This is a genomic window from Tsukamurella ocularis (assembly GCF_024807615.1).
Classification (GTDB): domain Bacteria; phylum Actinomycetota; class Actinomycetes; order Mycobacteriales; family Mycobacteriaceae; genus Tsukamurella; species Tsukamurella ocularis.
Genome location: NZ_JANUCJ010000001.1, coordinates 248,941 through 272,019, shown reverse-complemented (window position 1 = coordinate 272,019; position 23,079 = coordinate 248,941). Strand labels below are relative to the sequence as shown.

The following is a 23,079-nucleotide window of genomic DNA, read 5'->3' as shown; positions in this document are numbered from 1 at the left end:
TCGGAGCCGCGGCGCCGCCGGATGGGGACCGGCGCGGAGAGATTTCCCACCGTGTGCGAGCGGTGTCCCGGGGCTAGCGTGGTGCCATGGGAATACACGGATCCGCAGTCGTCGACGCCCCCGTCGACGAGGTCTTCGACTGGTTCTCCCGGCCCGGGGCGTTCGCCCGCCTCCAGGCGCCCTGGCTGCCGATGCGGCTCCGGTCGCAGGCGACGTCGCTCGCCGACGGGGTGACGGTGATCGACCTCCCCGGCGGCCTGCAATGGCGTGCGGCGCACGACCCGTCGGTGTACGTCCCCGGGCGGCGTTTCGTCGACGAGGTCTCCGTGGGCGGCGCCCGGTCCCTGCCCGCGGGCCTGGTCCCGTGGCGGCACGTCCACGGCTTCGAGCCCGTCGACGCCACCCGCACCCGGGTGACCGACGAGGTGCACACCCCCGTGCCCGAGCGTCTGCTCGCGGAGGTCATCGCCTTCCGTTACCGGCGTCTCGCCGGGGACCTCGCCGCGCACCGTCGGGCGGCTGACGCGGGGCTGCGGCCGTCCACGGTCGCGGTGACCGGCGCGTCCGGCCTGGTCGGAACGGACCTGGTCGCCTTCCTCAGCACCGGCGGGCACCGGGTGCTGCGGCTGGTCCGCGGCGAACCGCAGTCCGACGACGAACGTCGCTGGGACCCCGCGGCGCCTGATCCCTCCGCCCTGGACGGCGTGGACGCCGTCATCCACTTCGCCGGCGCGGGCATCGCGGGGCGGTTCACGCCGGCGCACAAGGAACGGGTCGCAGCGAGCCGGATCGAGCCGACCCGGCTCCTGGCGCGAGCCGCCGCCCGGGCCGGCGTACCGCTGTTCGTCAGTGCCTCCGCCGTCGGCTGGTACGGGCGCGACCGGGGCGACGAGGTCCTCACCGAGCAGGCGTCGGCGCCCGCGGAGCCGGACTTCCTCGCCGACGTGGTGCAGCGGTGGGAGGACGCTGCGCACGACGGGGCCGGCGACGGGACCCGCGTGGTCACCGTCCGCACCGGGATCGTCCAGGCGCCGCAGGGCGGAACGCTCAAACTCTTGCTTCCGCTGTTCCGCGCGGGACTCGGGGGCCGGCTCGGCGACGGCGGCCAGTGGCAGCCGTGGGTGAGCATCGACGACCTCGTCGACATCTACCACCGCGCGCTGTGGGATACCGGCCTGTCGGGGCCCGTCAACGCTGTGGCGCCCGGCGTGGTCCGCAACGCCGCGTACACCCGCGCCCTCGGACGGGCCGTTCACCGGCCGACCCTGCTCCCCGTCCCGGCGTTCGGCCCGGCGCTCCTCCTGGGCCGCGAGGGCGCGAACGACCTCGCTTTCGCCTCCCAGCGGGTGCGTCCCGCCGTGCTGGAGGAACGCGGCCACTCCTTCCGGTATCCCGCGGTCGACGACGCATTGGCCCACCTGCTCGGCGGCTGAGCGCGTACCGTCGGGTCGACGGCGCCGACGAGGAGGACCGATGACCACGACACCCGGAGCACCGGCGGTGGAACTGGCCCGCCTGCAGGCCGCGGGCACCGCGACCGAGGCCTTCGCGCTCTACGACGCGCTGCCCGCCGTTCAGGTCGCGGACGTGTTCGGAGATTGGCGCGGCGAGGGCCTCGACACCGGACACCCCATGGACGGCCTCCTCGAGTTGTACGGCTGGCACGGTAAGCGTTTCGCCTCCGCGAACGACGTGCAGCCGCTCGTCTTCGACGGTCCGCGCGGCCCGTACCCGGTGAACCCCGCCGCGATGCCGCTGGGCGCGTCGATGCGCCTGCCCCGGGCGCTGCTCACCGCCACCGCACCGCTGGCCCGCCGCGGGCTGCGGCTCGCGCGCACCGCGAAACCTCGTGCGCGGCTGCGGATGATGGAGCACCGCGGCGTCGTCACCGCGACGATGAGCTACGACGCGCTGCCCATCAACGACCACTTCCGCCGCGTCGACGAGGCCACCCTCCTGGGCGTCATGGACCTGCGCGACGTACCGCCGTTCTTCTTCGTGCTGCGCCGCTGAATCTTCCTCACACCTCCCAGGTGTGCACCGGGTTCCCCTCGTGCATGTGCTGGACGTAGTCGGCGAGCATGCCGCGTAGCGCCTGCTCGCGGGACTCGCCCGCGGCCTCGCGGTTCGCGACGGCCTGCCGTTGCCACGACGAGCCGGTCTGGCGCTGGATGCACCGACCCTCGAGCACATGCATGTACCGTTCGCGCGACTTCGAACCGACGCCGTAGGACTTGAGGCCGGCGTCCATCAGCGGCAGCAGGCGGCGCAGCACCAGCTCGTCGGGCCGGATCCATCCGACGTTGGGCCAGTACAGGCCGGCGTCGAAGGCGTCGCGGGCGCCGGAGTGCAGGTTCTCGGTCGCGGCGTCGAAGCTCATCTGGGTCCAGATGGGGCGGTCGGCCTCCACCAGCGCGCGGACCACGCCGTAGTAGAAGGCGGCGTTCGCCATGGTGTCCACCACCGTCGGGCCCGCGGGCAGCACCCGGTTCTCCACCCGCAGGTGGGCGTGCCCGTCGACCACGTCGTAGACGGGTCGGTTCCAGCGGTAGACGGTGCCGTTGTGCATCCGGAGCTCAGGCAGTTCCGGCGACTCGCCGCGGGAGACCACCTCGAGCGGGTCGACGTCGCTGCACACCGGCAGGAGTGCGGGGAAGTAGCGGGTGTTCTCCTCGAACAGGTCGAAAGTGGAGGTGATCCACCGCTCGCCGAACCAGACCCGCGGCCGCACACCCTGATTGCGCAGCTCGATCGGACGGGTGTCGGTGGCCTGCTCGAATAGCGGGATGCGGGTTTCGTGCCACAGGGCCTTCCCTGCGAGGAAGGGGGAGTTCGCGGCGATAGCCACCTGCACCCCCGCGATGGCCTGTGCCGCGTTCCAGTGCGCCGCGAAGTCCTCGGGCGCCACCCGCAGGTGCAGTTGCAGCGAGGTGCACGCCGCCTCGGGGAGGATGGTGTCCGAGGTGATGTCGAGCCGCTCGCCGACCACCGCGCCGGGCAGCGGCGCGCCCTCGATGTCGATCTCGATGTCCTCTCCGCGGGCGGCGAAGACCTGCTCGTTGAGCAGGTCGTAGCGCGGGTTCGCGGAGAACCACTGCTTGCCGAAGTGCTCCTCCTCGAGGGTCGGGAGCATGCCGATCATGACCAGATTCGAGCCTGCGGCGCGGGCCCGCTCATCGGCGCGGTTCAGGGAGTCCCGCAGCGAGTCCTCGAGGTTTTCCGTGCTCTGGTCGACGAACGGCCTTGGCGCGACATTGATCTCGATGTTGAACTGGCCCAGCTCGGTCTGGAAGTCCGGGTCCGCGATGGCATCGAGCGCCTCCGCGTTCGCCATGGCCGGCTCCATCTCGTCGTCGACGAGATTCAGCTCGACCTCCATGCCGAGCAGCGGCTCCGGCGGCGCACCGTCGTCCGTGAACAGGCCCTCGGCCAGCATCCGGGCGATGGCGTCTGTACCGCGCTGGACCTGGCGGCGGAACCGCATGCGGTCCTCGCGAGTGAACACCCTGGCATCGACATCGGCACCCATGGCTCGCAGCTTTGCAGAAGCGGCGCAGGGCGCGCGGCCGAATCGAGGCATCGGGACCGGCTTCACGATTGCAATGGTTGTTGTCTAGAGTGTCATTGCGAACAGCGTCTTTGACACCGCAGATCTAGGAGTCCTCACCGTGCGTACTCTCCGCAACACTCTGGCTGTCGGCATGGCCGTCGTCACTCTCGTCGCCCCCGCGGCGGTGGCCCGGGCGGATCCCGCCGGTGCGCCGACGACCCCCGTCGGCAAGCTGCTGCTCGCCGATGGCGAGTTCCCTGCCGGTTACGAGGTGATGCCCCTGTCGGTGGCCGAGCGGCTGGAGATGATCGCGCCGCTGAACCAGTTCGCGAAGAACCTCAAGGTCACGCCCGCGGAGTGCGCGCCCAAGGTGACGCCGGCCCTGCAGCAGCGTGCGAGCGACCTCCCGATGGTCAGCGCCTTCAGTGACCGCACCACGACCGGGCTCGTCGAGGTCATCTCCACGCAGCCCGTTGGCACGAACGCGGACATGCTGAGCAGGTGCAGCGACGTCACCGTCGAGCTGGAGCCGAATGAGCAGGTCCCGGCCAAGGCGCACATCGCCATCAAGGTAACCCGCACCTCGGTGCCCGGGGTGCCCGCCGGCGCGATGGTGATCGCGACGCAGGGGTCGGGCACCGTCACCGTCAACGGTAAGGACGGCAAGCCCGGTAAGGAGCGCAAGGTCGTCGTCAACCAGGTCGAGGGCATCTCGCAGGTGCGCGGCCTCACCGTCGTGGTCACCGCGTCCGGCTCGCAGGGCGGCAAGCTCGACCGGGCGGCGTTCGCGCAGACCCTCACCGCGGCGGTCGACAAGGTGCGCGCCGCGCAGTAGCCCGACCGGCTGTCGGTTGTTCGCCGGCGAGCATGCGTGATGAACTATCGTCGACATCGCCGATGCCGAACCGATAGGGGAACCTTCATGCGCGCCGTCCGTCGTTCCGCCCTGGCCCTCGCCGCCGTCGCCCTCGCCGCCCCGGCGGCCCTGACGCCCGCGGGGATCGCCTCCGCAGCGCCCGCGAAGCCGACGACCCCCGCCGCGCAGCTGCTGCTGACGCAGGGCGAGTTCCCCGCGGGATACCGGGTCGAGAAGGTCACCACGCAGGACCTCTCCGAGATCACCGAGAGCGTCGGCACCGGCATCTCCGGGGCCCGCGTGACCCCCGCGCAGTGCGCACCCGCGCTCGACCGCGGCGCCCTCACCCGGGCGGCCGGGATGCCCATCGTGGTGGCCGTGAACGAGGCGAAGCGCACCTCGCTCGCGGAGACGCTCTCCTCCGCGGGCGCGGTGGACAACGCGCTCCGCATCCCCGCCGGCTGCGAGTCCTTCCGCATCGAGATGAACCCGAAGCCCGGCTCCGCCGACCGGGTCGTCATGAACGCCACCTCGGCCCCGATCGCGCTGCCCGGCGCGCCGAAGGGCGCGCGGGCCGTGCTCACCCGCGCGACCGGCACGGTCGCGATCGACGGGAAGGAGACCCGCTTCGTGCAGGAGCAGATCATCGGCGGCGAACAGGTCCGCGGCTACGCCGTGCTGCTGGTCTCGACCACCGTGAGCGACGCCGCCCGGGCCGACCGCGCGGGCTTCGCCCAGGCCCTCGCCGCGGCGACGAACAAGGTCCGCACCGCGAAGTAGCCGCCCCGCCGCGGCTCAGTGCCCGGCCACGGTCCGGCCGCCCACGACGGTCCGCGCCACCTGCGCAGTGAGCAGCGCGTCCGGCCCGGCGGCGAAGGGATCGGCGTCGAGCACGACGAAGTCCGCGGCCAGCCCTGCGCGCAGCGTCCCCGCGACGTCCTCCCACCGACACGAGTAGGCCGCGTCGCGGGTCGCGTGCCCGAGGGCTTCGGCGAGCGGCAGCGCCAGCTCCGGCAGGTTCGCCGGCAGCGCAGGGTCGATCGCCGACCGCCGCGTGGACGCGACGAACATGTTCGGCAGGGGCGGGTGCGGAGCGGTCGGCGCGTCGGAGCCGAAGGCCAGCACCGCGCCCGCGGCGTTGAACTCGGGCCACGGGTAGCCGCGGTCGACGCGGTCGTCGCCGAGATTGGCGCGCCACGTCGACTGGATCGCCGGGTCCGCGTGCACGGGCTGCATCGACGCGACGGCGCCGAGCCGCGCGAGCCGCGCGACGTTCTCCGGGGCGACCGTCTCCAGGTGCTCGAGCCGGTGCCGCCGGTCGCGCGGGCCGTTCGCCTCGATCGCGCGCTCGATCGCGGTGAGCGCGATGTCGGAGGCCTCGTCGCCGATGGCGTGCATCGCCACCTGCAGGCCCGCGGCGTCGGCGGCCCGGACCACCGGCTCCAGCGCCGCCAGGGGCCAGATGGGGCCGGGCCGGCTGCCGTCGGCGAACGGGGCCCGCATGGCGGCGGTGCAGCTGTCGATGACCCCGTCGACCATGATCTTGATGCCCGCGATCTGGATCGGGCCGCCGGCGAGCCGCTCGGCGTACGCACGGGCCTCGTCGACCTGCGCCAGGTTCGCTGCGGGGTCGCCGGTCGGTGCGACGAGCCAGTGCGCGGCGACCCGGATCCCCAGCCGTCCGTCGGCCGCGGCGCGCTCGAGGGCGGCGAGGTCGTCCGCGCGCATCCCCATGTCGACGGCGCCCGTCACGCCCGCCGCGAGGTAGGCGGCGACCGCGGCGTCGAGGGCGCGGTCGCGGTCGGCGTCGGAGACCTGCCGCGCGAGGAAGTCGTCGGCGAGCTCGAGCGCCGCCGTCTCGTAGAGCATGCCCGTGGCCGCGCCGCTCGCGTCGCGGGCGATGGTGCCGCCGAGGGGATCCGGCGTGGAGTCGCCGATGCCGAGCTCGGCCAGGGCCGCCGTGTTCACCCAGGTCGAGTGCATGTCGTTCGAGTACAGGTACACGGGGCGGTCGGCGACGGCCGCGTCGAGCAGGTGACGGTCGGGGGCGCGCCCGCCGAGCGGATCGAACAGCCACTTGCCGCCGAGCAGGCGCGGAGCATCGGGACGGTCCGCGGCGTACGCGCGCAGGCGGTCCTGCAGATCGGCGGCGTCGCGGGCGCCGAGTAGGTCGAGCTGGCCCAGCGAGGTGCCGAGGTGGACGAGGTGGGTGTGCGCGTCGACGAAGCCGGGCAGGACCACGGCACCGTCGAGCTCGACGATCCGCAGGCCGTCGACGTCGCGGACGAGGTCGCGCGCGTCGGCGTCCGATCCGACGAAGGTCAGCACGCCGCCGGACTCGAGGAGGGACTCGGCCCAGGGGCGGTCCGGGTCCGCGGTGAAGATCCGGCCGCCGCGGTGCAGGGTGGTGGTCATGGCTTCTCCGATGCAGTGGTGGGGAATCCGTAGAGGATGCGGGTGAGCAGGGCGTACAGGCCGGCGGCGACGAGTACGCCGACCGGGAGCGAGAGATCGATCCCGCCCAGGCCGACGGCGATCGGACCGCGGAACTCGACGGTGTGCGCGCAGAGGAGGGCGAGGCCCGCCGCGGCGAGCACGGAGACGGCGCCGGCCAGGTTCACGCCGCCGGTGAACCAGAACCGGGAGGTGGACGAGACGTCGCTGAGCGCCGGCCCGTCGTACCGGCCGCGGCGCAGCACGATGTCGGTGACGTAGACGGCCATGATCGGTCCCATGAGCACGACCAGCATCGACAGTGCACTGCTGACCGCGCCGAGGAAGTCGGACACGAACAGCGCGTACAGGGTGAGCACCGCGCCGAGGACCCCGGTCACCGCGACCGCCCGCGCCCGGCTCAGCGGCACGCCGACCGACTGCAGCGCGAGGCCGGCGCTGTACGAGGTGAGCGCGTTGTTGCTGACGGTGCTCACGATCACCGCGACGAGGAAGACCGGGACGAACCACGACGGGATCATCGAGATCAGGCCCGCCTGGGGGTCGGATATGTCGACCGCGGTCGCCGCCAGGGCGCCCACCGAAACGAGGACGAAGCCCGGGATCGCGCCGCCGAAGGCCGTCGCGGTGGCGACGGAGGCGGGACTGGTGTCCGGGGGCAGGTAGCGGGCGAAGTCGGAGCTGATCGTGTACGACAGCGGCGCCGCGGCGACCAGGGTGACCCCGCCCAGCACCGCGGCCCACAGCGCCGGGCCGTGCAGCGGCGCGGGTTGCGCGAAGCCGACGTCGGCGCGAGCCACGACGAATCCCGACATCACCAGGAAGACGATGCCGAGGAGCAGCGACAGCAGGGGGTACAGGCGGCTGATCATGCCCTGCCCGAAGATCGCGACCGTCACCGTCGCGGTGGCGATCGCCGCGATCACGAGGAGCTTGACCGGCGTGCCGACCGGCACCCCGAAGTGCTGCAGAAGCGCGTACCCGACGGCCGCCGCCGCGGCCCAGTTGATGGCGATGTAGCAGACCGAGACGAACCAGCCGTTGACGGCGATCGCGACGCGGTTGCCGCGCACCCCGTACATCGCTCGGGTGGTCACCTGGCTCGGCGTGCCCGACGCGGGCCCCGGGATCGCCACGATCCCGGTGACCACGGAGAACAGGCAGCCGGCGGCCGCGACGGCGATCGCCTGCCAGAGCTCGAGGCCCAAGAGCACGAGCGCCCCGCCGACCACCACGGAGAGGTAGCTGATGTTGGGCGCGCACCACAGCGCGAACAGGTCGCGGGCGCGGCCGTGTCGCTCGGCGTCGGGAATGACGTCGATGCCGTGGGCCTCGACCCGGGGCCTCGACGGGGCGGGTGCAGTCGCGAGGGCGGGCAGGGGTGCGCCCGACGGTGCGGGCTGCTGGGTCGGCGTCATGGGGCCTCCACGGGGATCGGTCGCGCCGCGCGGGCGGCGGCGCTGTGTGGCGCGGATCACGCTAGGTGCCCAAAACGATTTGGACAAGGCTGTGGGCGGAATGTCCCGAAGGTCTAGCGTGGTGCCATGAGCAGCCGGCCGCGGATCGCCGACGTCGCCCGCCGCGCGGGCGTCTCGGTCACGACGGTCTCGCACACCTTCAGCGGGAACGGCGTGGTCGCCGCGGACACGCAGGACCGGGTGCGGACCGCGGCCCACGAGCTCGGCTACCGGCCCGACGTACTGGCCCAGGGGCTGCGCCGCAACCGGCTGAGCGTGCTCGCGCTCGTTGCGCGGCCGCTCGACCGGATCGACCCGGGACAGCTGCACGGCGTGGACTACTTCCTCCGGCTCGCCGGGGCCGCCGCGATGGCCGCGCTCGACGCGGGCTACTGCCTCATGCTCGTCGGCGACCCCGCGCGGGACGACGCCCCGTCGGCCGCGCTCGCCGCCGAGGGGATCCTCCTGACCGAGCCGACCCTCGGGGACCCGCTGCTCGACCTGTGCGAGCGGATCGGGACGCCGTGCGTCACCGTCGGACTGCCGCCGCGCGACGACGGGACCTGGGACGACGGCGCTCCCGGGCACGTGGGGATCGAGACCGAACGCATCACGCGCGACGTGCTCGGGCACCTCGTCGACGCCGGCGGCCGGGCGATCGCCTTCCTCGCGGCCGACGAGCAGGACGAGTGGTCGCTGCGCTCGATCGAGGTGTATCGCGCCTGGTGCGCCGAGCGGGGGATGCCCGCCACCGTGAGCCTGCACGCCGACGCCCTCGGCGCCCTGGCGGGCGTGGTCGCGGTCGACCGCTGGTTCCCGGCGGGCTCGGTGCCGGGTGTGGACGGTGTGCCCGATGCGCTGTACTGCCTCGCCGCCGCGCCCGCCGTCGGAGCGGCCGACCGGCTGCGCGAACTCGGCTACGAGGTGCCGGGCGCGGTGCGGATCGCAGCGGGCTCCGACGCCGAGGAAGCGCGCGCCGCGGACGTCACCGCCGTCGACCTGCAGCCCGAGGAACTGGCTCGGCGGGCGGTGACGACGCTGGTCGCGAGGCTGCGGGACGCGGAGGCTCCCGGTCCGTCCGGCGGCGTCGGGCGACTCGTGCCCCGCGGCTCGACGGCGCGCTGAGTGGCTACCGGCGTGGATCTGCGGCCGCGGGACTACAGCCGCAGGATGGGCAGGTAGCGGGCGATCTCGCCCGCGCGGGAGCCGCTGGCCGCCAGGTCGGCCGCCTCCGTCGCCTCGTCGACGGTGACCAGGCCCGTCGTGAGCCGCAGCCACACCCGGGGCGCGCACTCCACGACGTTCGGGGGCGTCCCGCGGGTGTGCCGCAGGCCCTCGATGCACTGCACGGCGACGAAGGGCGGCACCCGCACCTCGACGGATCCGCCCGGCGCGTCCTGCGCCAGCGTGCGGGCCGTCGACCGGACGGCAGCGGCGATCGCGGCGCGCGGGGGAGCGGGCGCGTCGTCGTCGACGATCCATTCCCGGACGGCCAGCACGGCGGCCCGCATCTCCGCCGGATCGATCGTCTTCGCCACGCGAACCCCCTGTCTCCGGGAAGAAACCTACTCGGCGATTCGTTTCCGCTGGCGGATCGGTCCTACAATCGGATCAGGCCACGCCCCCAGCCCCAGGAGTCAGCCGTGCAGCAGCTTCCGCTCAGCGTCGTCAACAACGCCCCCCTCGATGAGGGTGAGGAGCAGGAGCCCCGGGAGGAGTGCGGCGTCTTCGGCGTCTGGGCCACCGGGGAGGATGTGGCCAAGCTCTCCTACTACGGCCTCTACGCCCTGCAGCACCGCGGCCAGGAGGCCGCCGGCATCGCCGTCGGCGACGGCCAGCAGGTGCTGGTCTTCAAGGACCTCGGGCTGGTCAGCCAGGTCTTCGACGAACAGACCCTGAGCTCGATGCCCGGCCACGTGGCGATCGGCCACTGCCGATACTCGACCACCGGCTCCACCACCTGGGAGAACAGCCAACCGATCTTCCGCACGACCAGCGCGGGCAACGGGGTGGCGCTGGGCCATAACGGCAACCTGGTCAACACCGCGGAGCTCGCGGAGCGCGCCGTCGAGCTCGGCGTCGCCGGCGGGCGTCCGCGCACCGCGGCCACATCCGACTCGGACATCCTGACGGCGCTGCTCGCCCACGCGGCGGCCGACCGGACCCTGGAGCAGGCCGCAATGGAGCTGCTGCCCACCGTCAAGGGTGCCTTCTGCCTCACCTTCATGGACGAGCACACCCTGTACGCGGCGCGCGACCCGCACGGCGTGCGCCCGCTGAGCCTCGGCCGCCTGGACCGCGGCTGGGTCGTCGCGTCCGAGACCGCGGCCTTCGACATCGTCGGCGCCTCCTTCGTGCGCGATATCGAGCCGGGCGAGCTGCTCGCTATCGACGAGGACGGCGTGCGCTCCACCCGGTTCGCCGAGCCCACCCCGAAGACCTGCATCTTCGAGTACGTCTACCTGGCCCGCCCCGACTCCGTGATCCACGGCCGGTCTGTGCACTCGACCCGCGTCGACATCGGGCGCCGCCTGGCCCGCGAGCACCCCGCCGACGGCGACCTGGTGATCCCGGTGCCGGAGTCCGGCACCCCCGCGGCCGTCGGCTACGCGCAGGCGTCCGGCATCCCGTACGGCCAGGGCCTGATGAAGAACGCCTACGTGGGACGTACCTTCATCCAGCCGTCCCAGACCATCCGCCAGTTGGGCATCCGGCTCAAGCTCAACCCGCTGCGCGAGGTGATCCGCGGCAAGCGGCTCGTCGTGGTCGACGACTCGATCGTCCGCGGCAACACGCAGCGCGCGCTGATCCGGATGCTCCGCGAGGCCGGCGCCGCCGAGATCCACGTGCGCATCGCCTCGTCACCGGTGAAGTGGCCTTGCTTCTACGGTATCGACTTCGCCTCCCCGGCCGAGCTCATCGCCAACGGCGGCGGCGCCGATTCCATGGAGGCCATGGTCGAGTCGGTGCGCGCCGCGATCGGCGCCGACTCGTTGGGCTATATCTCCCTCGACGAGATGACGGCCGCGACCGAGCACGCCGGCGAGTCCATGTGCCGGGCCTGCTTCGACGGGGTCTACCCGATCCCGCTGCCCGAGTCGTCGTCGATGGGCAAGGCCGTGCTGGAGAACATGCTCAAGGCGGGCACGCAGGGCGACCCGCTGCAGGCCGACAACGACAACGCCTCGGCGCTGCGTCGCCCCTGAGCGCGCTCGCCCCGGCGGGGTCGTCGACTCCGCCGGGCGCCCTGGCGCTCACGGTCCGGTAGCCTATGGATCCGTGACGGATTCCAACACCCACCCGCCCCAGGGTGCCTCGTACGCCGCTGCCGGAGTCGACATCGAGGCCGGTGACCGGGCCGTCGAACTGTTCAAGCCGCACGCCAAGCGCGCCACCCGCCCCGAGGTCCTCGGAGGCCTCGGCGGGTTCGCCGGCCTGTTCGCGCTCAAGAAGTGCCGCGAGCCCGTGCTCGCTGCGTCGACCGACGGCGTCGGCACCAAGATCGCGGTGGCTCAGGCCATGGGCAAGCACGACACCGTGGGCATCGACCTCGTCGCCATGGTGGTCGACGATCTCGTCGTGACCGGCGCCGAGCCGCTGTTCCTGCAGGACTACATCGCCGTCGGCAAGGTGGTCCCCGAGACCGTCGCCGAGCTGGTCGGCGGCATCGCCGAGGGCTGCGTCCGCGCCGGCTGCGCCCTGCTGGGCGGCGAGACCGCCGAGCACCCGGGCCTCATGGCCGAGGGCGAGTACGACCTCTCCGCGACCGGCGTCGGCGTCGTCGAGGCCGACGAGGTGCTCGGCCCGGACAACGTCCGCGCCGGCGACGTCGTGATCGCCATGAAGAGCTCCGGCCTGCACAGCAACGGCTACAGCCTCGCCCGCAAGGTGCTGCTCGACTGGGGCCATATGGACCTCGGCGGCTACGTCGAGGAGTTCGGCCGCACCCTCGGTGAGGAGATGCTCGAGCCCACCGCCATCTACGCCCTCGACTGCCTGCGCCTCGCGCAGGAGACGCAGGTGCGCACCTTCTGCCACGTCACCGGAGGCGGACTCGCCGCCAACCTCGGCCGCGTGATCCCCGAGGGCCTCATCGCCGAGCTGGACCGCAACACGTGGAGCCCGTCGGCCGTCTTCGCGCTCATCGCCCAGCGCGGCCGCGTGGAGCAGGCCGAGATGGAGAAGACCTTCAACATGGGCGTCGGCATGGTCGCGATCGTCGCGCCCGAGGACGTGGACCGCGCACTGGCCGTGCTCACGGCACGCCACATCGATAGCTGGGTCCTGGGGACGATCAAGAAGTCCGACGGTGCGGGAGATCGGGCCGTACTGAGCGGCTCGCACCCGAAGTTCTAGGAACGCCATAGGCACCGTGACCCATGGTCACGGTGCCCAACGGCTCCGGTACGAACGAGAAAGCGCGACGCGTCAGGCGCGGCGCCACTCCTCTTCGCGGTACGGCTCCCCCGCGACGTCGCTCCACTCGGGGTGCGAGGCGATCACGTCCGCCTCGTCGCTCTCACCCGTTGCCAGCTCGTCCTGCAGCCTTTTCAGGTCAGTGCTGGGCGAGCTGTACTTGAGCTCGCGTGCAACCTTCGTCTGCTTCGCCTTTGCCCGGCCGCGGCCCATGGGGGACCCCCTTGCGCAATGAAGGGGCGGCCAGCTACCGGATTGCCCGGCGGGTGGCGGCCCCTTTCTCCGTTTACTAATTCTTCCTGACGCCCAGTTTAGCGTGCTCGCGCCGATGGTGCTGCCGCCCGGGTGTCAGTCGGCGCGTTTGAGGGCCTTCGTGGCGTCCCGTTCGACCTTCGGGGGCAGGTCACCAACCATGAGGAGGGCGCGCAGCCGGTCCGGCCGCGTGGCGCGGAACAGGTCCCGCACGGTCGCTCCGTGCTCCGGGACCTCCGCGACGACGATCGGGTCGCCCGCCGCCACGGGGCCGGGCGTGACGACCCGGAAGTAGGCGCCCGAGTCGCCGCGGGCCATGAACCGCGCCAGCCAATTGTCCTCGCCGGACCACAGCGCGAAGGTGCGGCACGGGGTGCGGGGGATCGTGACCTCGAGCTCGAGCGTGGCCCCGACCCGCAGCCTGGTGCCGACCACGAGGTCGGTGGTGTCGCCGTCGAGGCGGAGGTTCTCCCCGAACCAGCCGGGCGGGAGGTCGCGACCGAGCTCATCGGCCCAGCGCCGCGCCTCGTGCTCGGAGTAGGCGTAGACGGCCTGCTCCTCGCCGCCGTGGTGCCGGGTGTCGCAGACGTGGTCGGTGACCGGTCCCAGCGGGCCAACGTCGACGGAGCCGTCGGCGGGCCGCTTGTCGATGGCGGTGCGCTGCTCCGGCTTGCGCGGGTCGAGCCGGAGCTCTTCGCCGACGACGCAGACCGCGACGACCCTGGTCGGCGTCACCGGCCGCGCAGCCGGTCGACCGCGGACCGTCCGGCCTGTTGGCCGGCGTCCGCGGAGGGCGTGACGTCGGTGTCGATCGCGGCGGCAGCACCGCCGGCATCGAGCTTCGCGTCGTCGGGGATCGAGCGCTTGATCAGGGCGAGGGCGATGGGCCCGTAGTCGGCGTGCTCGACGACGGTGCCGAGCCGCCCGACGGTGCGCCCGTCCAGCGTCACGGAGTCGCCCGTCGCGGGCCGCGCGTCGGCGGAGCCGTCGAGGTGGAGCAGCACCAGGCGGCGCGGGGGCCGGCCCAGGTTGTGCACCCGCGCGACGGTCTCCTGCCCGCGGTAGCAGCCCTTGTCGAGGTGCACCGCGGTGCCGATCCAGTCCACCTCGTGCGGGATGGTCTTCTCGTCGGTGTCGACGCCCTGCCGGGCGCGGGCGGCGGCGACCCGTCGGGCCTCGTAGGCCCAGGTGCCGGCCGGGCGCGCCCCGGCGGCGACGAGGGCGGCGAAGTCCGCGCCCAGCCGCTCGCGCGGCACGATGAGGTTCACCTCGCCGGGCTCGGTGCGGCGTACGCCCTCCACCTGCGCGGCGACGGTCTCGGCCTCGGGGCCGATCACGGTGAGCACCGCAAGGTCGTCCCGCGCCTGCACCTGTACGTCGGACCGGAACACCATGCGCTGCAGGTAGGTCGCGAGGTCCGGGCTGAGCGGGGCCTCCTTCGGCGCGAGCGCAGCGGGCTCGGTGTCGAGGTAGGTCGTGCCGTCGACGTCGATGAGGTGGAAGTGGTCGAGCACGCGACCGCTGCCGTCCAGGTTGAGGTTCTGGGTGGCGGTGCGGTCCGGCAGGTGCGTCAGGTGCTGGCTGGTGATCGAGTGCAGCCAGGACAGGCGCTCGGAGCCGGTCAGGGTGATCACGCGGCGGTGCGAGCGGTCGATGACCGCGGCGCCGCGTTCGGCCGCGCGCTGCTCCCCGAATGGATCCCCGAAATGCCAGGTCACGCCGGTGTCCGGCGTGTCCTCGGGGTTCATGATGCCGGACGTGGAATGTTCTTCAGTCGACACTCCTCAAGCCTACCCCGCTGGCCGCGCGGCGCTTCGGGGCGTCGAATACTGTTGCCGCCATGGCATCCGTGGTGGTCACCCTGGACGGTTCCGTGCGCGCTCCCGACGCGCCCCTGCTGTACGCCGACGACCTCGGCGCGGTCCGCGGCGACGGCTGCTTCGAGACGGTCCTGGTCCGCGACGGCGCCCCGCTCAAGGGACGAGCACACCTCGATCGGCTGGGCCGTTCGGCCGCCGCGCTCGGCCTTCCCGCGCCCAACGACGGCGCCTGGTGGGCCGCGATGCAGCGCGCCGCGATGCTCTACGGCGAGGAGGCGGGGAGCGCCGAGGGCGCGCTGCGGCTCGTCTACACGCGCGGCCGCGAGTCGGCGCCCGGCACGCCCACCGCGTACGTCTCGGTGTCGCCGCTGCCCGACCGGGCACGACGGGCGCGGACCGAGGGGATCTCGGCCATCACGCTCAGCCGGGGCTATTCGACGGGGCTCGGCACCGATGCGCCGTGGCTCCTGCTCGGCGCGAAGACGCTCTCCTACGCGGTGAACATGGCCGCCGCACGGTACGCGGAGGAGCAGGGCGCCGACGACGTGATCTTCACTTCCAGCGAGGGCCGTGTCCTCGAGGCGCCCCGCGCGACCGTCGTGATCGCCCGCGGCCGCACCCTCGTCACCCCGCCCGCGGAGCAGGGCATCCTGCCCGGTACCACCGCCCGCGCCCTGTTCGACGCCGCGGAGGACAAGGGCGTCTCCACCGCCGTCGAGCCGCTCTTCCCTGTGGACCTGGTCATGAACGACGGGGTGTGGCTCGTCTCGTCGATCACGCTGTGCGCGCGGGTGCACACGCTGGACGGTCGCGCCCTGCCCGACGCGCCCATGGACGCGACGGTCCGGTCCCTCATCGAAGCGGGAATCGCGAACACCCCGTAGCGTTTCCGGACAATCCGGGCACAGCCTGCGGTGCGGCTGCGATCGGCATAGCGTCGCGGGATGAGTACGCGCGAGGACACCGGCACCGAGGGCGATCAACTCGGCACCAGTCTCAAACCCCGGCACATCACGATGATCTCGATCGCCGGCGTCATCGGCGCGGGCCTGTTCGTGGGCTCGGCGAACGCGATCAAGCTCGCGGGGCCGGCGGTGCTGATCTCCTACAGTCTCGCCGGGCTGCTGGTGATCCTGGTGATGCGGATGCTCGGCGAGATGGCGACGGCGCACCCGGACACGGGCTCCTTCTCGACCTACGCCGAGCGGGCGCTGGGCCGCTGGGCGGGTTGCAGCATCGGATGGCTGTACTGGCTCTTCTGGGTGCTGGTGATCCCCGTCGAGGCGACCGCCGCCGCGGTGATCCTGTCGAAGACGGTCGGCGGCCCGCAGTGGTCGTGGGCCCTGCTGGTGGTGGTGCTCCTCACCGTGACGAACCTCTTCTCCGTCGGCAACTACGGCGAGTTCGAGTTCTGGTTCGCGCTGATCAAGGTGCTCGCGATCGCGGCCTTCCTGGTGCTGGGCGCGCTCGCGATCTTCGGGCTGCTGCCGGGCTCGGGGGTCTCCGGCGTGAGCCACCTCTGGGACACCGGCGGGTTCATGCCGAACGGGGCCGGCGCCGTGATCGCGGCGATGCTCACCACCATGTTCACGTTCATGGGCTCGGAGATCGTGACGATCGCCGCCGCCGAATCGCCCGAGCCCGCCAAGGGCATCACGAAGGCCGTGAACTCGGTGGTCTGGCGGATCTGCCTCTTCTACATCGGCTCGATCTTCGTGGTGGTGGCCCTCGTCCCGTGGAACACTCTTGATTCGGCGACGGGGTCGTACCAGGCGGTTCTGCAAGCCATGAACATCCCGGCCGCCGCGGGGATCATGGACGTCGTGGTCCTCGTGGCCGTCGCGTCGTGCCTCAACAGCGCGCTCTACACCGCCTCGCGGATGCTGTACTCGCTCGCCAGCCGCGGTGACGCTCCCCGGGCGGCGGGCCGCACCACGAAGCGGGGCGTTCCCGCCGTCGCGGTCCTGGCGTCGATGGTCCTCGGCTTCCTCGCAGTGATCGGCAATTACGTGCTGCCCGAGAAGCTGTTCGGCTATCTGCTGGCCACGACGGGCGCGGTGGCCCTGTTCGTCTATCTGGTCATCGCTGTGAGCCAGATCGCCCTGCGCCGTCGGGAGAGCGTCCCGTCGCCGCTGCGGATGTGGTTCTTCCCGTGGGCGACGTACGCGGTGATCGCCTTCATCGTCTTCGTCATCGTCGCGATGATCGTCGACCCTGACCAGCGTAGTGCGGTCGGACTCTCGACGGCGCTGGCCGTGATCGTGGTCGCCGCCAGTGTCGCGCATCAGAGGCGCATGGATCGACGGTCCTCCGTCACCTCGCGCTGAGCGCGGAGGGGAGTTGGCGAATCCGCCGTGCGCCCCGCGGGCGCGGCGTGCCGGGCTTACGGTGGACGCACCGGGTCGGCCGCGGTGCGCGGACGTGTGCTGTGTCTCAACACTTGGGAACGGAGGCGATCTCTACTACCATCAGTAGTAATTACTACTGAACGTAGTAGTAAGGGTCGGCGACGATGCCGGTCCGCCCCTCGGCCCAGGGAGTACGCATGACCGCGTTGGACATTGCCCGCTGGCAGTTCGGCATGACCACGGTGATGCATTTCATCCTGGTGCCGCTCACGATCGGCCTCGCGCCGATGGTCGCCACGATGCAGACCCTCTGGCTGGTGACGGGGAAGCAGGCGTGGCTCAAGGCCACGAACTTCTTCGGCAAGCTCTTCCTCATCAACTTCGCCCTGGGTGTGGCCACCGGCATCGTCCAGGAGTTCCAGTTCGGCATGGCCTGGAGCGAGTACAGCAAGTTCGTCGGCGACGTCTTCGGCGCGCCGCTCGCGCTCGAGGGGCTCGTCGCCTTCTTCATGGAGTCGACCTTCCTCGGCCTGTGGATCTTCGGCTGGACGCGGCTACCGAAACTCGTGCACCTGGGCTGCATCTGGATGGTCGCGCTCGGCGTGAACGCCTCCGCCTTCTTCATCATTGCCGCGAACTCCTGGATGCAGCACCCCGTGGGCGCCACCTTCAATCCGGAGAAGAACCGCGCCGAGCTCACGAGCATCTGGGAGGTGCTCACCAACTCGACCACCCTTGCGGCGTTCCCGCACACCGTTTTCGGCGCCTGGCTCACCGCCGGTACTTTCGTCGCTGCGATCGGCGGCTGGTGGATGGTGCGTGGCATGCGCAAGGGTGACCCCGACGCGATCGAACTGGCGCAGTCGATGCGCCCCGTCACCCGGTTCGGCCTCGGCGTCATGATCGTCTCGGCCGTGGGCCTGGGCATCACCGGTGACGCGCAGGCCAAGCTCATGTTCGAGCAGCAACCCATGAAGATGGCCTCGGCGGAATCGCTCTGCCACACCGAGACCGGCGCAAGCTTCTCCCTACTCACCATCGGCACGCACAACAACTGCGAGTCGGTGACGCACGTGCTGCAGGTGCCGTACGTGACCTCCTTCCTCGCCAACGGCGATCCCAACTCGACGCTCAAGGGCGTCACCGAGCTGCAGGCCGAGGCGGTCGAGAAGTTCGGCCCCGGCGACTACCGCCCCAATCTCTTCGTCTCGTACTGGGCCTTCCGCGCCATGATGGGCTGGTCGATCGGCTCGGGCGTGCTGGCGCTGGCCGGCCTGTGGGTCACCCGCCGCGGCCGCGTCCCGAACCAGAAGTGGTTCAGCCGGATCTGCCTCATCGCGCTGCCCACGCCCTTCCTCGCGAACACCTCCGGCTGGGTGTTCACCGAGATGGGCCGCCAGCCCTGGGTGGTGGTGCCCAATCCGAACGGCGACCCCACGATCCGGCTGACTGTCGGGCAGGCCGTCTCGGGCCACTCCGTGACGATGATGGCCTTCTCCCTCATCACCTTCGCCGCGGTCTACGGCACGCTCTACCTGCTGTGGTTCTTCCTGCTCCGGCGGTATGTGATCAAGGGCCCGAACCTGCACAGTCCGCTGGACCCGCCCCACGACGACGACATCGACGATCCGCCCGCCGGCGACGACGCCCCCGAGGGCGACGGGACGGGCCGGAAGGCCTCGTCCGACCACCTCTCCTTCGCGTACTAGGAGGCCGCCATGACACTCCCCGACTACTGGTTCCTCGCCATAGGCTTCCTCTTCACCGGCTACTTCGTGCTGGAGGGCTTCGACTTCGGCGTCGGCGTGCTCATGCCGATCCTGGGCCGCAAGCGCTCCCACGCCGACGCGGAGCAGCGCCGCCGCGTGCTGCTCAACACCATCGGACCCGTCTGGGACGGCAACGAGGTGTGGCTCATCACCGCCGGCGCGGCGATGTTCGCCGCCTTTCCCGTCTGGTACGCCGAGGTCTTCTCCGGCTTCTACCTCGTGCTGCTCGCGATCCTGGTGGGGCTCATCACTCGGGTCTGCGCGATCGAGTGGCGCGGCAAGATCGACGAGCCGAGATGGCGCGGCTGGGCGGACGTCGGCATCGGACTCGGCTCCTGGATCCCCGCCTTCGCGTGGGGCCTGATCTTCGCGAACATCGTGCACGGCGTCGATCTCGACGAGCGCGGCGGCATGACCAGCGAGGTCTGGGACCTGCTCAACCCCTACGGGCTGCTCGGCGGGATCGCGACCCTCGGCCTGTTCCTCCTGCACGGCGCGATCTTCGTCGCGCTCAAGTCCGACGGTGACGTCCGCGTGGACGCCCGGAGCCTCGCCGTGCGGATGTGGCTGCCCGTCACCGCGATCGGCGCCGTCTTCGCGGTGTGGACGCAGCTCGAGCACGGCAAGCCGTGGACCTGGGCGATGGTGGCCCTGGCCGCCGCGGGCCTGCTCGCCGCGGGGCCGCTCGTCCGCGCCGGGCGGGAGCTCGCGGCGTTCCTCGCGACCTCGCTGACCGTCATCGGCGTGAGCGTGCTGCTCTTCGGCTCGCTGTTCCCCAACGTCCTCAACGCGACCGACCCCGCCCGCACGATCACCATCGAGGCTGCGGCGTCCTCGCACTACACGCTGGTCGTGATGTCCTGGTGCACCGTCGTGCTGCTGCCGCTGGTGATGATCTACCAGGCGTGGACCTACTGGGTCTTCCGCCAGCGGATCTCCGTCGCGCAGATCCCGCCGTCGATCGGCCTGCGCCCCCGTGCCTGACACCCGGGCTCCCGTCGACCCGCGGCTGCTCCGCTACGCGCGCAGCTCGCGCGGGTTGATGGTCACCGTGATCGCCTGCGGCGTCGTGGAGACCGCCGCGGTGATCGCGCTGGCCTTCGCGCTCGCGACAGCGCTGGCGCGCCTGGTGACCGGCAACGCCGACGTGACGCAGGCCGTCGTGCTGGCGGTGGCCGCCGTGGCGGTACGGGTCGCGGTGAGCCACCTGCGATCCCGCATCGAGCGGCGCGCCGCCGACCGGGTGGTCTCCGAACTGCGCTCCGCCGCACTGGACGCGGTCGGGCCGGGCCGCACGCCCGTCGACCGGGAGGAGCTGCGCACCGCGCTCACCCGCGGCCTCGACGACCTTCCGCCCTACCTCACCGGCTACGTCCCCGCCCTCGCGCTGAGCGCCATCGCGACGCCGGTCCTCATCCTCGCGATGTTCCTCGCGGACTGGGTCTCCGGTGCCATCGCGCTCGGCACCCTGCCGCTGCTGCCGATCTTCATGGTGCTCATCGGCCTGCTCACCCGCGACCGCACGCGGCGCCGCCTGGAGGCGATGTCGCGGCTCTCCGCGCGGCTGCTCGACCTCGTCGCCGGCCTGCCCACGCTGCGGGCGCTGGGCCGCGAGCGCGGTCCCGAGCGCACGGTGCGCGAGCTCGGCGCGCGCAACGAGTCCGAGACGATGGGCGCGCTGCGGATCGCCTTCCTTTCGTCCTTCGCGCTCGAACTGCTCGCCACCCTGTGCGTCGCCCTTGTGGCGGTGAGCATCGGCCTGCGGCTGGTCTACGGCGAGATGACCCTGTTCGCCGGTGTTTTCGCGCTGATCCTCGCGCCCGAGGTGTACCGGCCGCTGCGCGCCGTCGGCGCCGGCTTCCACGCCGCCGAGCAGGGGCTCGAGGCCACCGGACGCGTCTTCTCCCTGCTCGACGCCCCCGCGCCCGCTCCTGTGCGCGGCACCCCGCGCCCGGGCGTTCTCGTCGCCCGCGGCGTCACCGTCGACGGGCGGGATGGGGCGGCCCCGTCGGGCTTCGACGGTGCCTTCGCCCCCGGCCGGCTCACCGTGCTCACCGGGCCCAACGGCTCGGGCAAGTCCACGCTGCTCACCGTCCTGGCGGGTCTCGCGGCGCCGGACGCGGGCACGGTCACCGTCGACGGTGTGCCGCTGGCCGGAGGCCCGGACTGGTGGGCGCACGTGGCGTGGTGCCCGCAGCGCCCGTACGTGGAGCCTGGCACGCTGGTACACAACTTCACGTTGTTGGGCGCCCCCGCACCGGGTTCGGTGCCCGATGTCCTCGCCGCGACCGGCCTCGACGAGGTGGTCGCGGAGCGCGGTTGGGAGTGGCCCGTCGGCACCGCCGGGGCCGGACTGTCTGCCGGGCAGCGGCAGCGGCTCGCGTTGGCCCGCACCCTCGCGCTCGGGCGTGAGGTCCTGCTCCTCGACGAACCCACGGCGCATCTCGACGAGGAACTCGCCGCGCGTGTCCTCGCCGTGCTCCGTGCCCGCGCGGACGCCGGCGCGACCGTCGTGGTCGCGGCGCACGACCCGCAGGTGCTCGCCGCCGCCGACGAGGTGCTGGAGGTGGCGCGTGCGTGACCTGCTGATCTGTCTGCGGGCCATGCGGACCCGTCCTCTCGCCGCGCTCGGCGCGGTGGGCGCGGGCGTGCTCACCGCCGCCAGCGCCCTCGCGCTGGCGGGGCTCTCGGCCTGGCTCATCACGAAGGCGTGGACGATGCCGCCGGTGCTCGCGCTCTCGCTCGCCGTGACCTCGGTGCGCGGGCTCGGCATCACCCGCGGGTTGATGCGATACGTCGAGCGGCTCGCCTCGCACCGGGTCGCGTTGCGTGGGCTCACCGAGCTGCGGGCGGCGCTGTACCTCCGGCTCGCCGGGGCTGCGCCGGCGGAGTCCGTGCGGCTCTCGGACGGCGAGCTGCTCGCCCGTACCGGCGCCGACGTCGACGCGGTCGGCGATGCGCTGGTGCGCACCGTGATCCCCGCCGCGGTCGCGGCGACGGTCTCGGTGGTGGCGACCGGGTGGATGTGGTTCCTCGATCCGCGGGCCGGCGTCGCGCTCGGGGTCTGCCTGCTGCTGGCGGGGCTCGTCGCGCCGTGGCTTACCGCGCGCGCGACCCGCGACCGCGCGGCCGCGGAGGCGGCGGGCAGTGAGGCCTTCGGCGCCGCGGCCTCGGCTGTGCTAGACCACGCCGGAGAGCTCGCCGTCGCGGGTCGACTGGACGAGGTCCGGGCCCGCGCCGTCCGCGCCGAGGACGCCCGACGGTCCGCCGTCGACCGCGCGGCCCGCACCGGCGCGCTCGCGGACGCGGCGATCCCGCTCGCCGTCGGCATCGCCGTGGTCGCCGCGCTGCTCGTCGCCGCCGCCCGGGTCGACTCGGCGGCCGCGACCACGTTCGGGGTCCTCATCCTGCTGCCGCTCAGCGCCTTCGAGGCCGTCGCGGTGCTGCCGGACGCGGCGCGGCAGTACGTGCGCTCCGCCGACGCCGCGCGCCGGATCGCGCCGCTGCTGACTCTGCCGGCGGTGCCGTCCGGTACCGTGCCGGTCGCCCCGCACCCGCGGCTAGAACTGGACGCGCTGGCGCTCGAACCCGGTGACAGGCTGGTGGTGCGCGGCGCCTCCGGGGCAGGGAAGACGACGTTGCTGCTCGCCCTAGCGGGCCTCGACGACCGCGGCGGCGAGGTCCTCGTGGACGGGACGCCCGCGCGCGACTGCGCGGACCTGCCCGCGTCGGTGGGCTTCTTCGGCGAGTCCGCCCACGTCTTCGCGACGACGGTTGCCGAGAACTGCCGCGTGGCGCGCGGCGACGCGACCGACGCCGAGATCGACGCGGCCCTGCGCCGCGTCGGCCTGGGGGAGTGGATCGACGGCCTTCCGGACGGCGTGCGGACCCCGCTGGAGGACGGCGTCGACTCCCTGTCCGGGGGCCAGCGCCGCCGGCTGCTGCTGGCGCGGGCGCTGCTCAGCCCCGCGAACGTCGTCCTGCTGGACGAGCCGACCGAGCACCTGGACGCCGCCGACGGGGAGCGGCTCCTCGCCGAGATCCTCGGCCCCACGGGGCTGTTCCCCGGTCGCACCGTGGTGGTGGCGGGGCACGCGGCGCTGCCGGACGGCGTCCCCCTTCACGATGTGGGGTTCTGAGCGGTCGGACGTGCGCCT

Annotated in this window: 20 protein-coding genes; 13 read left to right on the top strand and 7 right to left on the bottom strand. The window is 72.4% G+C overall.

What is annotated here, in order from left to right; all coding sequences use genetic code 11:
• Nucleotides 1-86 precede the first annotated feature (86 nt).
• Both HNP44_RS01435 and HNP44_RS01430 read left to right on the top strand, forming a co-directional pair.
• Nucleotides 87-1,433: a TIGR01777 family oxidoreductase gene (locus tag HNP44_RS01435; protein WP_259144089.1), complete on the top strand. Its 1,347-nt coding sequence runs from the start codon at nt 87-89 to the stop codon at nt 1,431-1,433.
• Nucleotides 1,434-1,473: 40 nt separating this feature from the next.
• Nucleotides 1,474-2,013: a DUF4334 domain-containing protein gene (locus HNP44_RS01430; RefSeq protein WP_259144088.1), complete on the top strand. Its 540-nt coding sequence runs from the start codon at nt 1,474-1,476 to the stop codon at nt 2,011-2,013.
• 7 nt (nt 2,014-2,020) lie between these two features.
• Here the strand turns inward: HNP44_RS01430 and HNP44_RS01425 are convergent, their stop codons facing one another.
• Nucleotides 2,021-3,529, bottom strand: coding sequence for a glutamate-cysteine ligase family protein (locus tag HNP44_RS01425; protein WP_259144086.1), 1,509 nt, complete (start codon nt 3,527-3,529; stop codon nt 2,021-2,023).
• A gap of 139 nt (nt 3,530-3,668) precedes the next feature.
• On the opposite strand from HNP44_RS01425, the gene HNP44_RS01420 reads away from it, so the two are divergent.
• Both HNP44_RS01420 and HNP44_RS01415 read left to right on the top strand, forming a co-directional pair.
• Nucleotides 3,669-4,385: a hypothetical protein gene (locus tag HNP44_RS01420; RefSeq protein WP_259144084.1), complete on the top strand. Its 717-nt coding sequence runs from the start codon at nt 3,669-3,671 to the stop codon at nt 4,383-4,385.
• Between the two features lie 87 nt (nt 4,386-4,472).
• Entirely contained in the window at nt 4,473-5,186 is a 714-nt protein-coding gene (locus HNP44_RS01415; protein ID WP_259144083.1) for a hypothetical protein, read from the top strand.
• Between the two features lie 15 nt (nt 5,187-5,201).
• Here HNP44_RS01415 and HNP44_RS01410 read toward each other — a convergent pair whose 3' ends face one another.
• On the bottom strand, nt 5,202-6,821 hold the full coding sequence (locus tag HNP44_RS01410) for an amidohydrolase (RefSeq protein WP_259144082.1): 1,620 nt from the start codon (nt 6,819-6,821) through the stop codon (nt 5,202-5,204).
• Nucleotides 6,818-8,278 (bottom strand): purine-cytosine permease family protein, encoded by a 1,461-nt coding sequence (locus HNP44_RS01405; protein ID WP_259144081.1) that lies wholly within the window; start codon nt 8,276-8,278, stop codon nt 6,818-6,820. Before HNP44_RS01405 ends, HNP44_RS01410 begins: the two co-directional genes overlap by 4 nt.
• 126 nt (nt 8,279-8,404) lie before the next feature.
• Here HNP44_RS01405 and HNP44_RS01400 point away from each other — a divergent pair, with 126 nt between their 5' ends.
• Nucleotides 8,405-9,442, top strand: coding sequence for a LacI family DNA-binding transcriptional regulator (locus HNP44_RS01400; RefSeq protein WP_259144080.1), 1,038 nt, complete (start codon nt 8,405-8,407; stop codon nt 9,440-9,442).
• Nucleotides 9,443-9,474: 32 nt separating this feature from the next.
• Here HNP44_RS01400 and HNP44_RS01395 read toward each other — a convergent pair whose 3' ends face one another.
• Nucleotides 9,475-9,828 carry a sterol carrier family protein gene (locus HNP44_RS01395; protein ID WP_259144270.1) on the bottom strand — a complete coding sequence of 118 codons (354 nt, stop codon included), beginning with the start codon at nt 9,826-9,828 and terminating at the stop codon, nt 9,475-9,477.
• Nucleotides 9,829-9,960: 132 nt separating this feature from the next.
• On the opposite strand from HNP44_RS01395, the gene purF reads away from it, so the two are divergent.
• Nucleotides 9,961-11,523: an amidophosphoribosyltransferase gene (purF, locus tag HNP44_RS01390; RefSeq protein ID WP_259144079.1), complete on the top strand. Its 1,563-nt coding sequence runs from the start codon at nt 9,961-9,963 to the stop codon at nt 11,521-11,523.
• 73 nt (nt 11,524-11,596) lie between these two features.
• On the top strand, nt 11,597-12,673 hold the full coding sequence (gene purM, locus HNP44_RS01385) for a phosphoribosylformylglycinamidine cyclo-ligase (protein WP_259144078.1): 1,077 nt from the start codon (nt 11,597-11,599) through the stop codon (nt 12,671-12,673).
• 72 nt (nt 12,674-12,745) lie between these two features.
• On the opposite strand, the gene HNP44_RS01380 is transcribed toward purM, so the two are convergent.
• The 3 genes from HNP44_RS01380 to ygfZ all read right to left on the bottom strand — a co-directional run bounded on the left by HNP44_RS01380 (nt 12,746) and on the right by ygfZ (nt 14,733).
• Entirely contained in the window at nt 12,746-12,946 is a 201-nt protein-coding gene (locus HNP44_RS01380; RefSeq protein WP_259144076.1) for a DUF3073 domain-containing protein, read from the bottom strand.
• Nucleotides 12,947-13,081: 135 nt separating this feature from the next.
• Nucleotides 13,082-13,720 carry an MOSC domain-containing protein gene (locus HNP44_RS01375; protein WP_259144074.1) on the bottom strand — a complete coding sequence of 213 codons (639 nt, stop codon included), beginning with the start codon at nt 13,718-13,720 and terminating at the stop codon, nt 13,082-13,084.
• Nucleotides 13,717-14,733, bottom strand: a complete 1,017-nt coding sequence (ygfZ, locus tag HNP44_RS01370) for a CAF17-like 4Fe-4S cluster assembly/insertion protein YgfZ (RefSeq protein ID WP_259144269.1) — start codon at nt 14,731-14,733, stop codon at nt 13,717-13,719. Before ygfZ ends, HNP44_RS01375 begins: the two co-directional genes overlap by 4 nt.
• Before the next feature lie 92 nt (nt 14,734-14,825).
• Here ygfZ and HNP44_RS01365 point away from each other — a divergent pair, with 92 nt between their 5' ends.
• The 6 genes from HNP44_RS01365 (at nt 14,826) to cydC (ending at nt 23,061) form a co-directional block, all read left to right on the top strand.
• On the top strand, nt 14,826-15,689 hold the full coding sequence (locus HNP44_RS01365) for an aminodeoxychorismate lyase (RefSeq protein WP_259144072.1): 864 nt from the start codon (nt 14,826-14,828) through the stop codon (nt 15,687-15,689).
• 60 nt (nt 15,690-15,749) lie between these two features.
• Entirely contained in the window at nt 15,750-17,132 is a 1,383-nt protein-coding gene (locus HNP44_RS01360) for an amino acid permease (RefSeq protein ID WP_259144071.1), read from the top strand.
• A 218-nt stretch (nt 17,133-17,350) separates the two neighbouring features.
• Entirely contained in the window at nt 17,351-18,862 is a 1,512-nt protein-coding gene (locus HNP44_RS01355) for a cytochrome ubiquinol oxidase subunit I (RefSeq protein ID WP_259144070.1), read from the top strand.
• A 9-nt stretch (nt 18,863-18,871) separates the two neighbouring features.
• A complete protein-coding gene (gene cydB, locus HNP44_RS01350; protein WP_259256818.1) occupies nt 18,872-19,906 on the top strand; it encodes a cytochrome d ubiquinol oxidase subunit II in 1,035 nt (344 codons plus the stop codon).
• Complete coding sequence (cydD, locus tag HNP44_RS01345) at nt 19,899-21,503, top strand: thiol reductant ABC exporter subunit CydD (protein ID WP_259144068.1); 1,605 nt, start codon at nt 19,899-19,901, stop codon at nt 21,501-21,503. The genes cydB and cydD overlap by 8 nt, the downstream gene beginning before the upstream one ends.
• Complete coding sequence (cydC, locus tag HNP44_RS01340; RefSeq protein WP_259144067.1) at nt 21,496-23,061, top strand: thiol reductant ABC exporter subunit CydC; 1,566 nt, start codon at nt 21,496-21,498, stop codon at nt 23,059-23,061. Before cydD ends, cydC begins: the two co-directional genes overlap by 8 nt.
• Nucleotides 23,062-23,079: the final 18 nt, after the last annotated feature.

Bases quoted from the DNA above. Each gene is read 5' to 3' on its own strand.
- HNP44_RS01435 (WP_259144089.1), top strand. From the start codon at position 87: ATGGGAATACACGGATCCGCAGTCGTCGACGCCCCCGTCGACGAGGTC.
- HNP44_RS01430 (WP_259144088.1), top strand. From the start codon at position 1,474: ATGACCACGACACCCGGAGCACCGGCGGTGGAACTGGCCCGCCTGCAG.
- HNP44_RS01425 (WP_259144086.1), bottom strand. From the start codon at position 3,529: ATGGGTGCCGATGTCGATGCCAGGGTGTTCACTCGCGAGGACCGCATG.
- HNP44_RS01415 (WP_259144083.1), top strand. From the start codon at position 4,473: ATGCGCGCCGTCCGTCGTTCCGCCCTGGCCCTCGCCGCCGTCGCCCTC.
- HNP44_RS01410 (WP_259144082.1), bottom strand. From the start codon at position 6,821: ATGACCACCACCCTGCACCGCGGCGGCCGGATCTTCACCGCGGACCCG.
- HNP44_RS01405 (WP_259144081.1), bottom strand. From the start codon at position 8,278: ATGACGCCGACCCAGCAGCCCGCACCGTCGGGCGCACCCCTGCCCGCC.
- HNP44_RS01400 (WP_259144080.1), top strand. From the start codon at position 8,405: ATGAGCAGCCGGCCGCGGATCGCCGACGTCGCCCGCCGCGCGGGCGTC.
- HNP44_RS01395 (WP_259144270.1), bottom strand. From the start codon at position 9,828: ATGCGGGCCGCCGTGCTGGCCGTCCGGGAATGGATCGTCGACGACGAC.
- HNP44_RS01380 (WP_259144076.1), bottom strand. From the start codon at position 12,946: ATGGGCCGCGGCCGGGCAAAGGCGAAGCAGACGAAGGTTGCACGCGAG.
- ygfZ (WP_259144269.1), bottom strand. From the start codon at position 14,733: ATGAACCCCGAGGACACGCCGGACACCGGCGTGACCTGGCATTTCGGG.
- HNP44_RS01365 (WP_259144072.1), top strand. From the start codon at position 14,826: ATGGCATCCGTGGTGGTCACCCTGGACGGTTCCGTGCGCGCTCCCGAC.
- HNP44_RS01360 (WP_259144071.1), top strand. From the start codon at position 15,750: ATGAGTACGCGCGAGGACACCGGCACCGAGGGCGATCAACTCGGCACC.
- HNP44_RS01355 (WP_259144070.1), top strand. From the start codon at position 17,351: ATGACCGCGTTGGACATTGCCCGCTGGCAGTTCGGCATGACCACGGTG.
- cydB (WP_259256818.1), top strand. From the start codon at position 18,872: ATGACACTCCCCGACTACTGGTTCCTCGCCATAGGCTTCCTCTTCACC.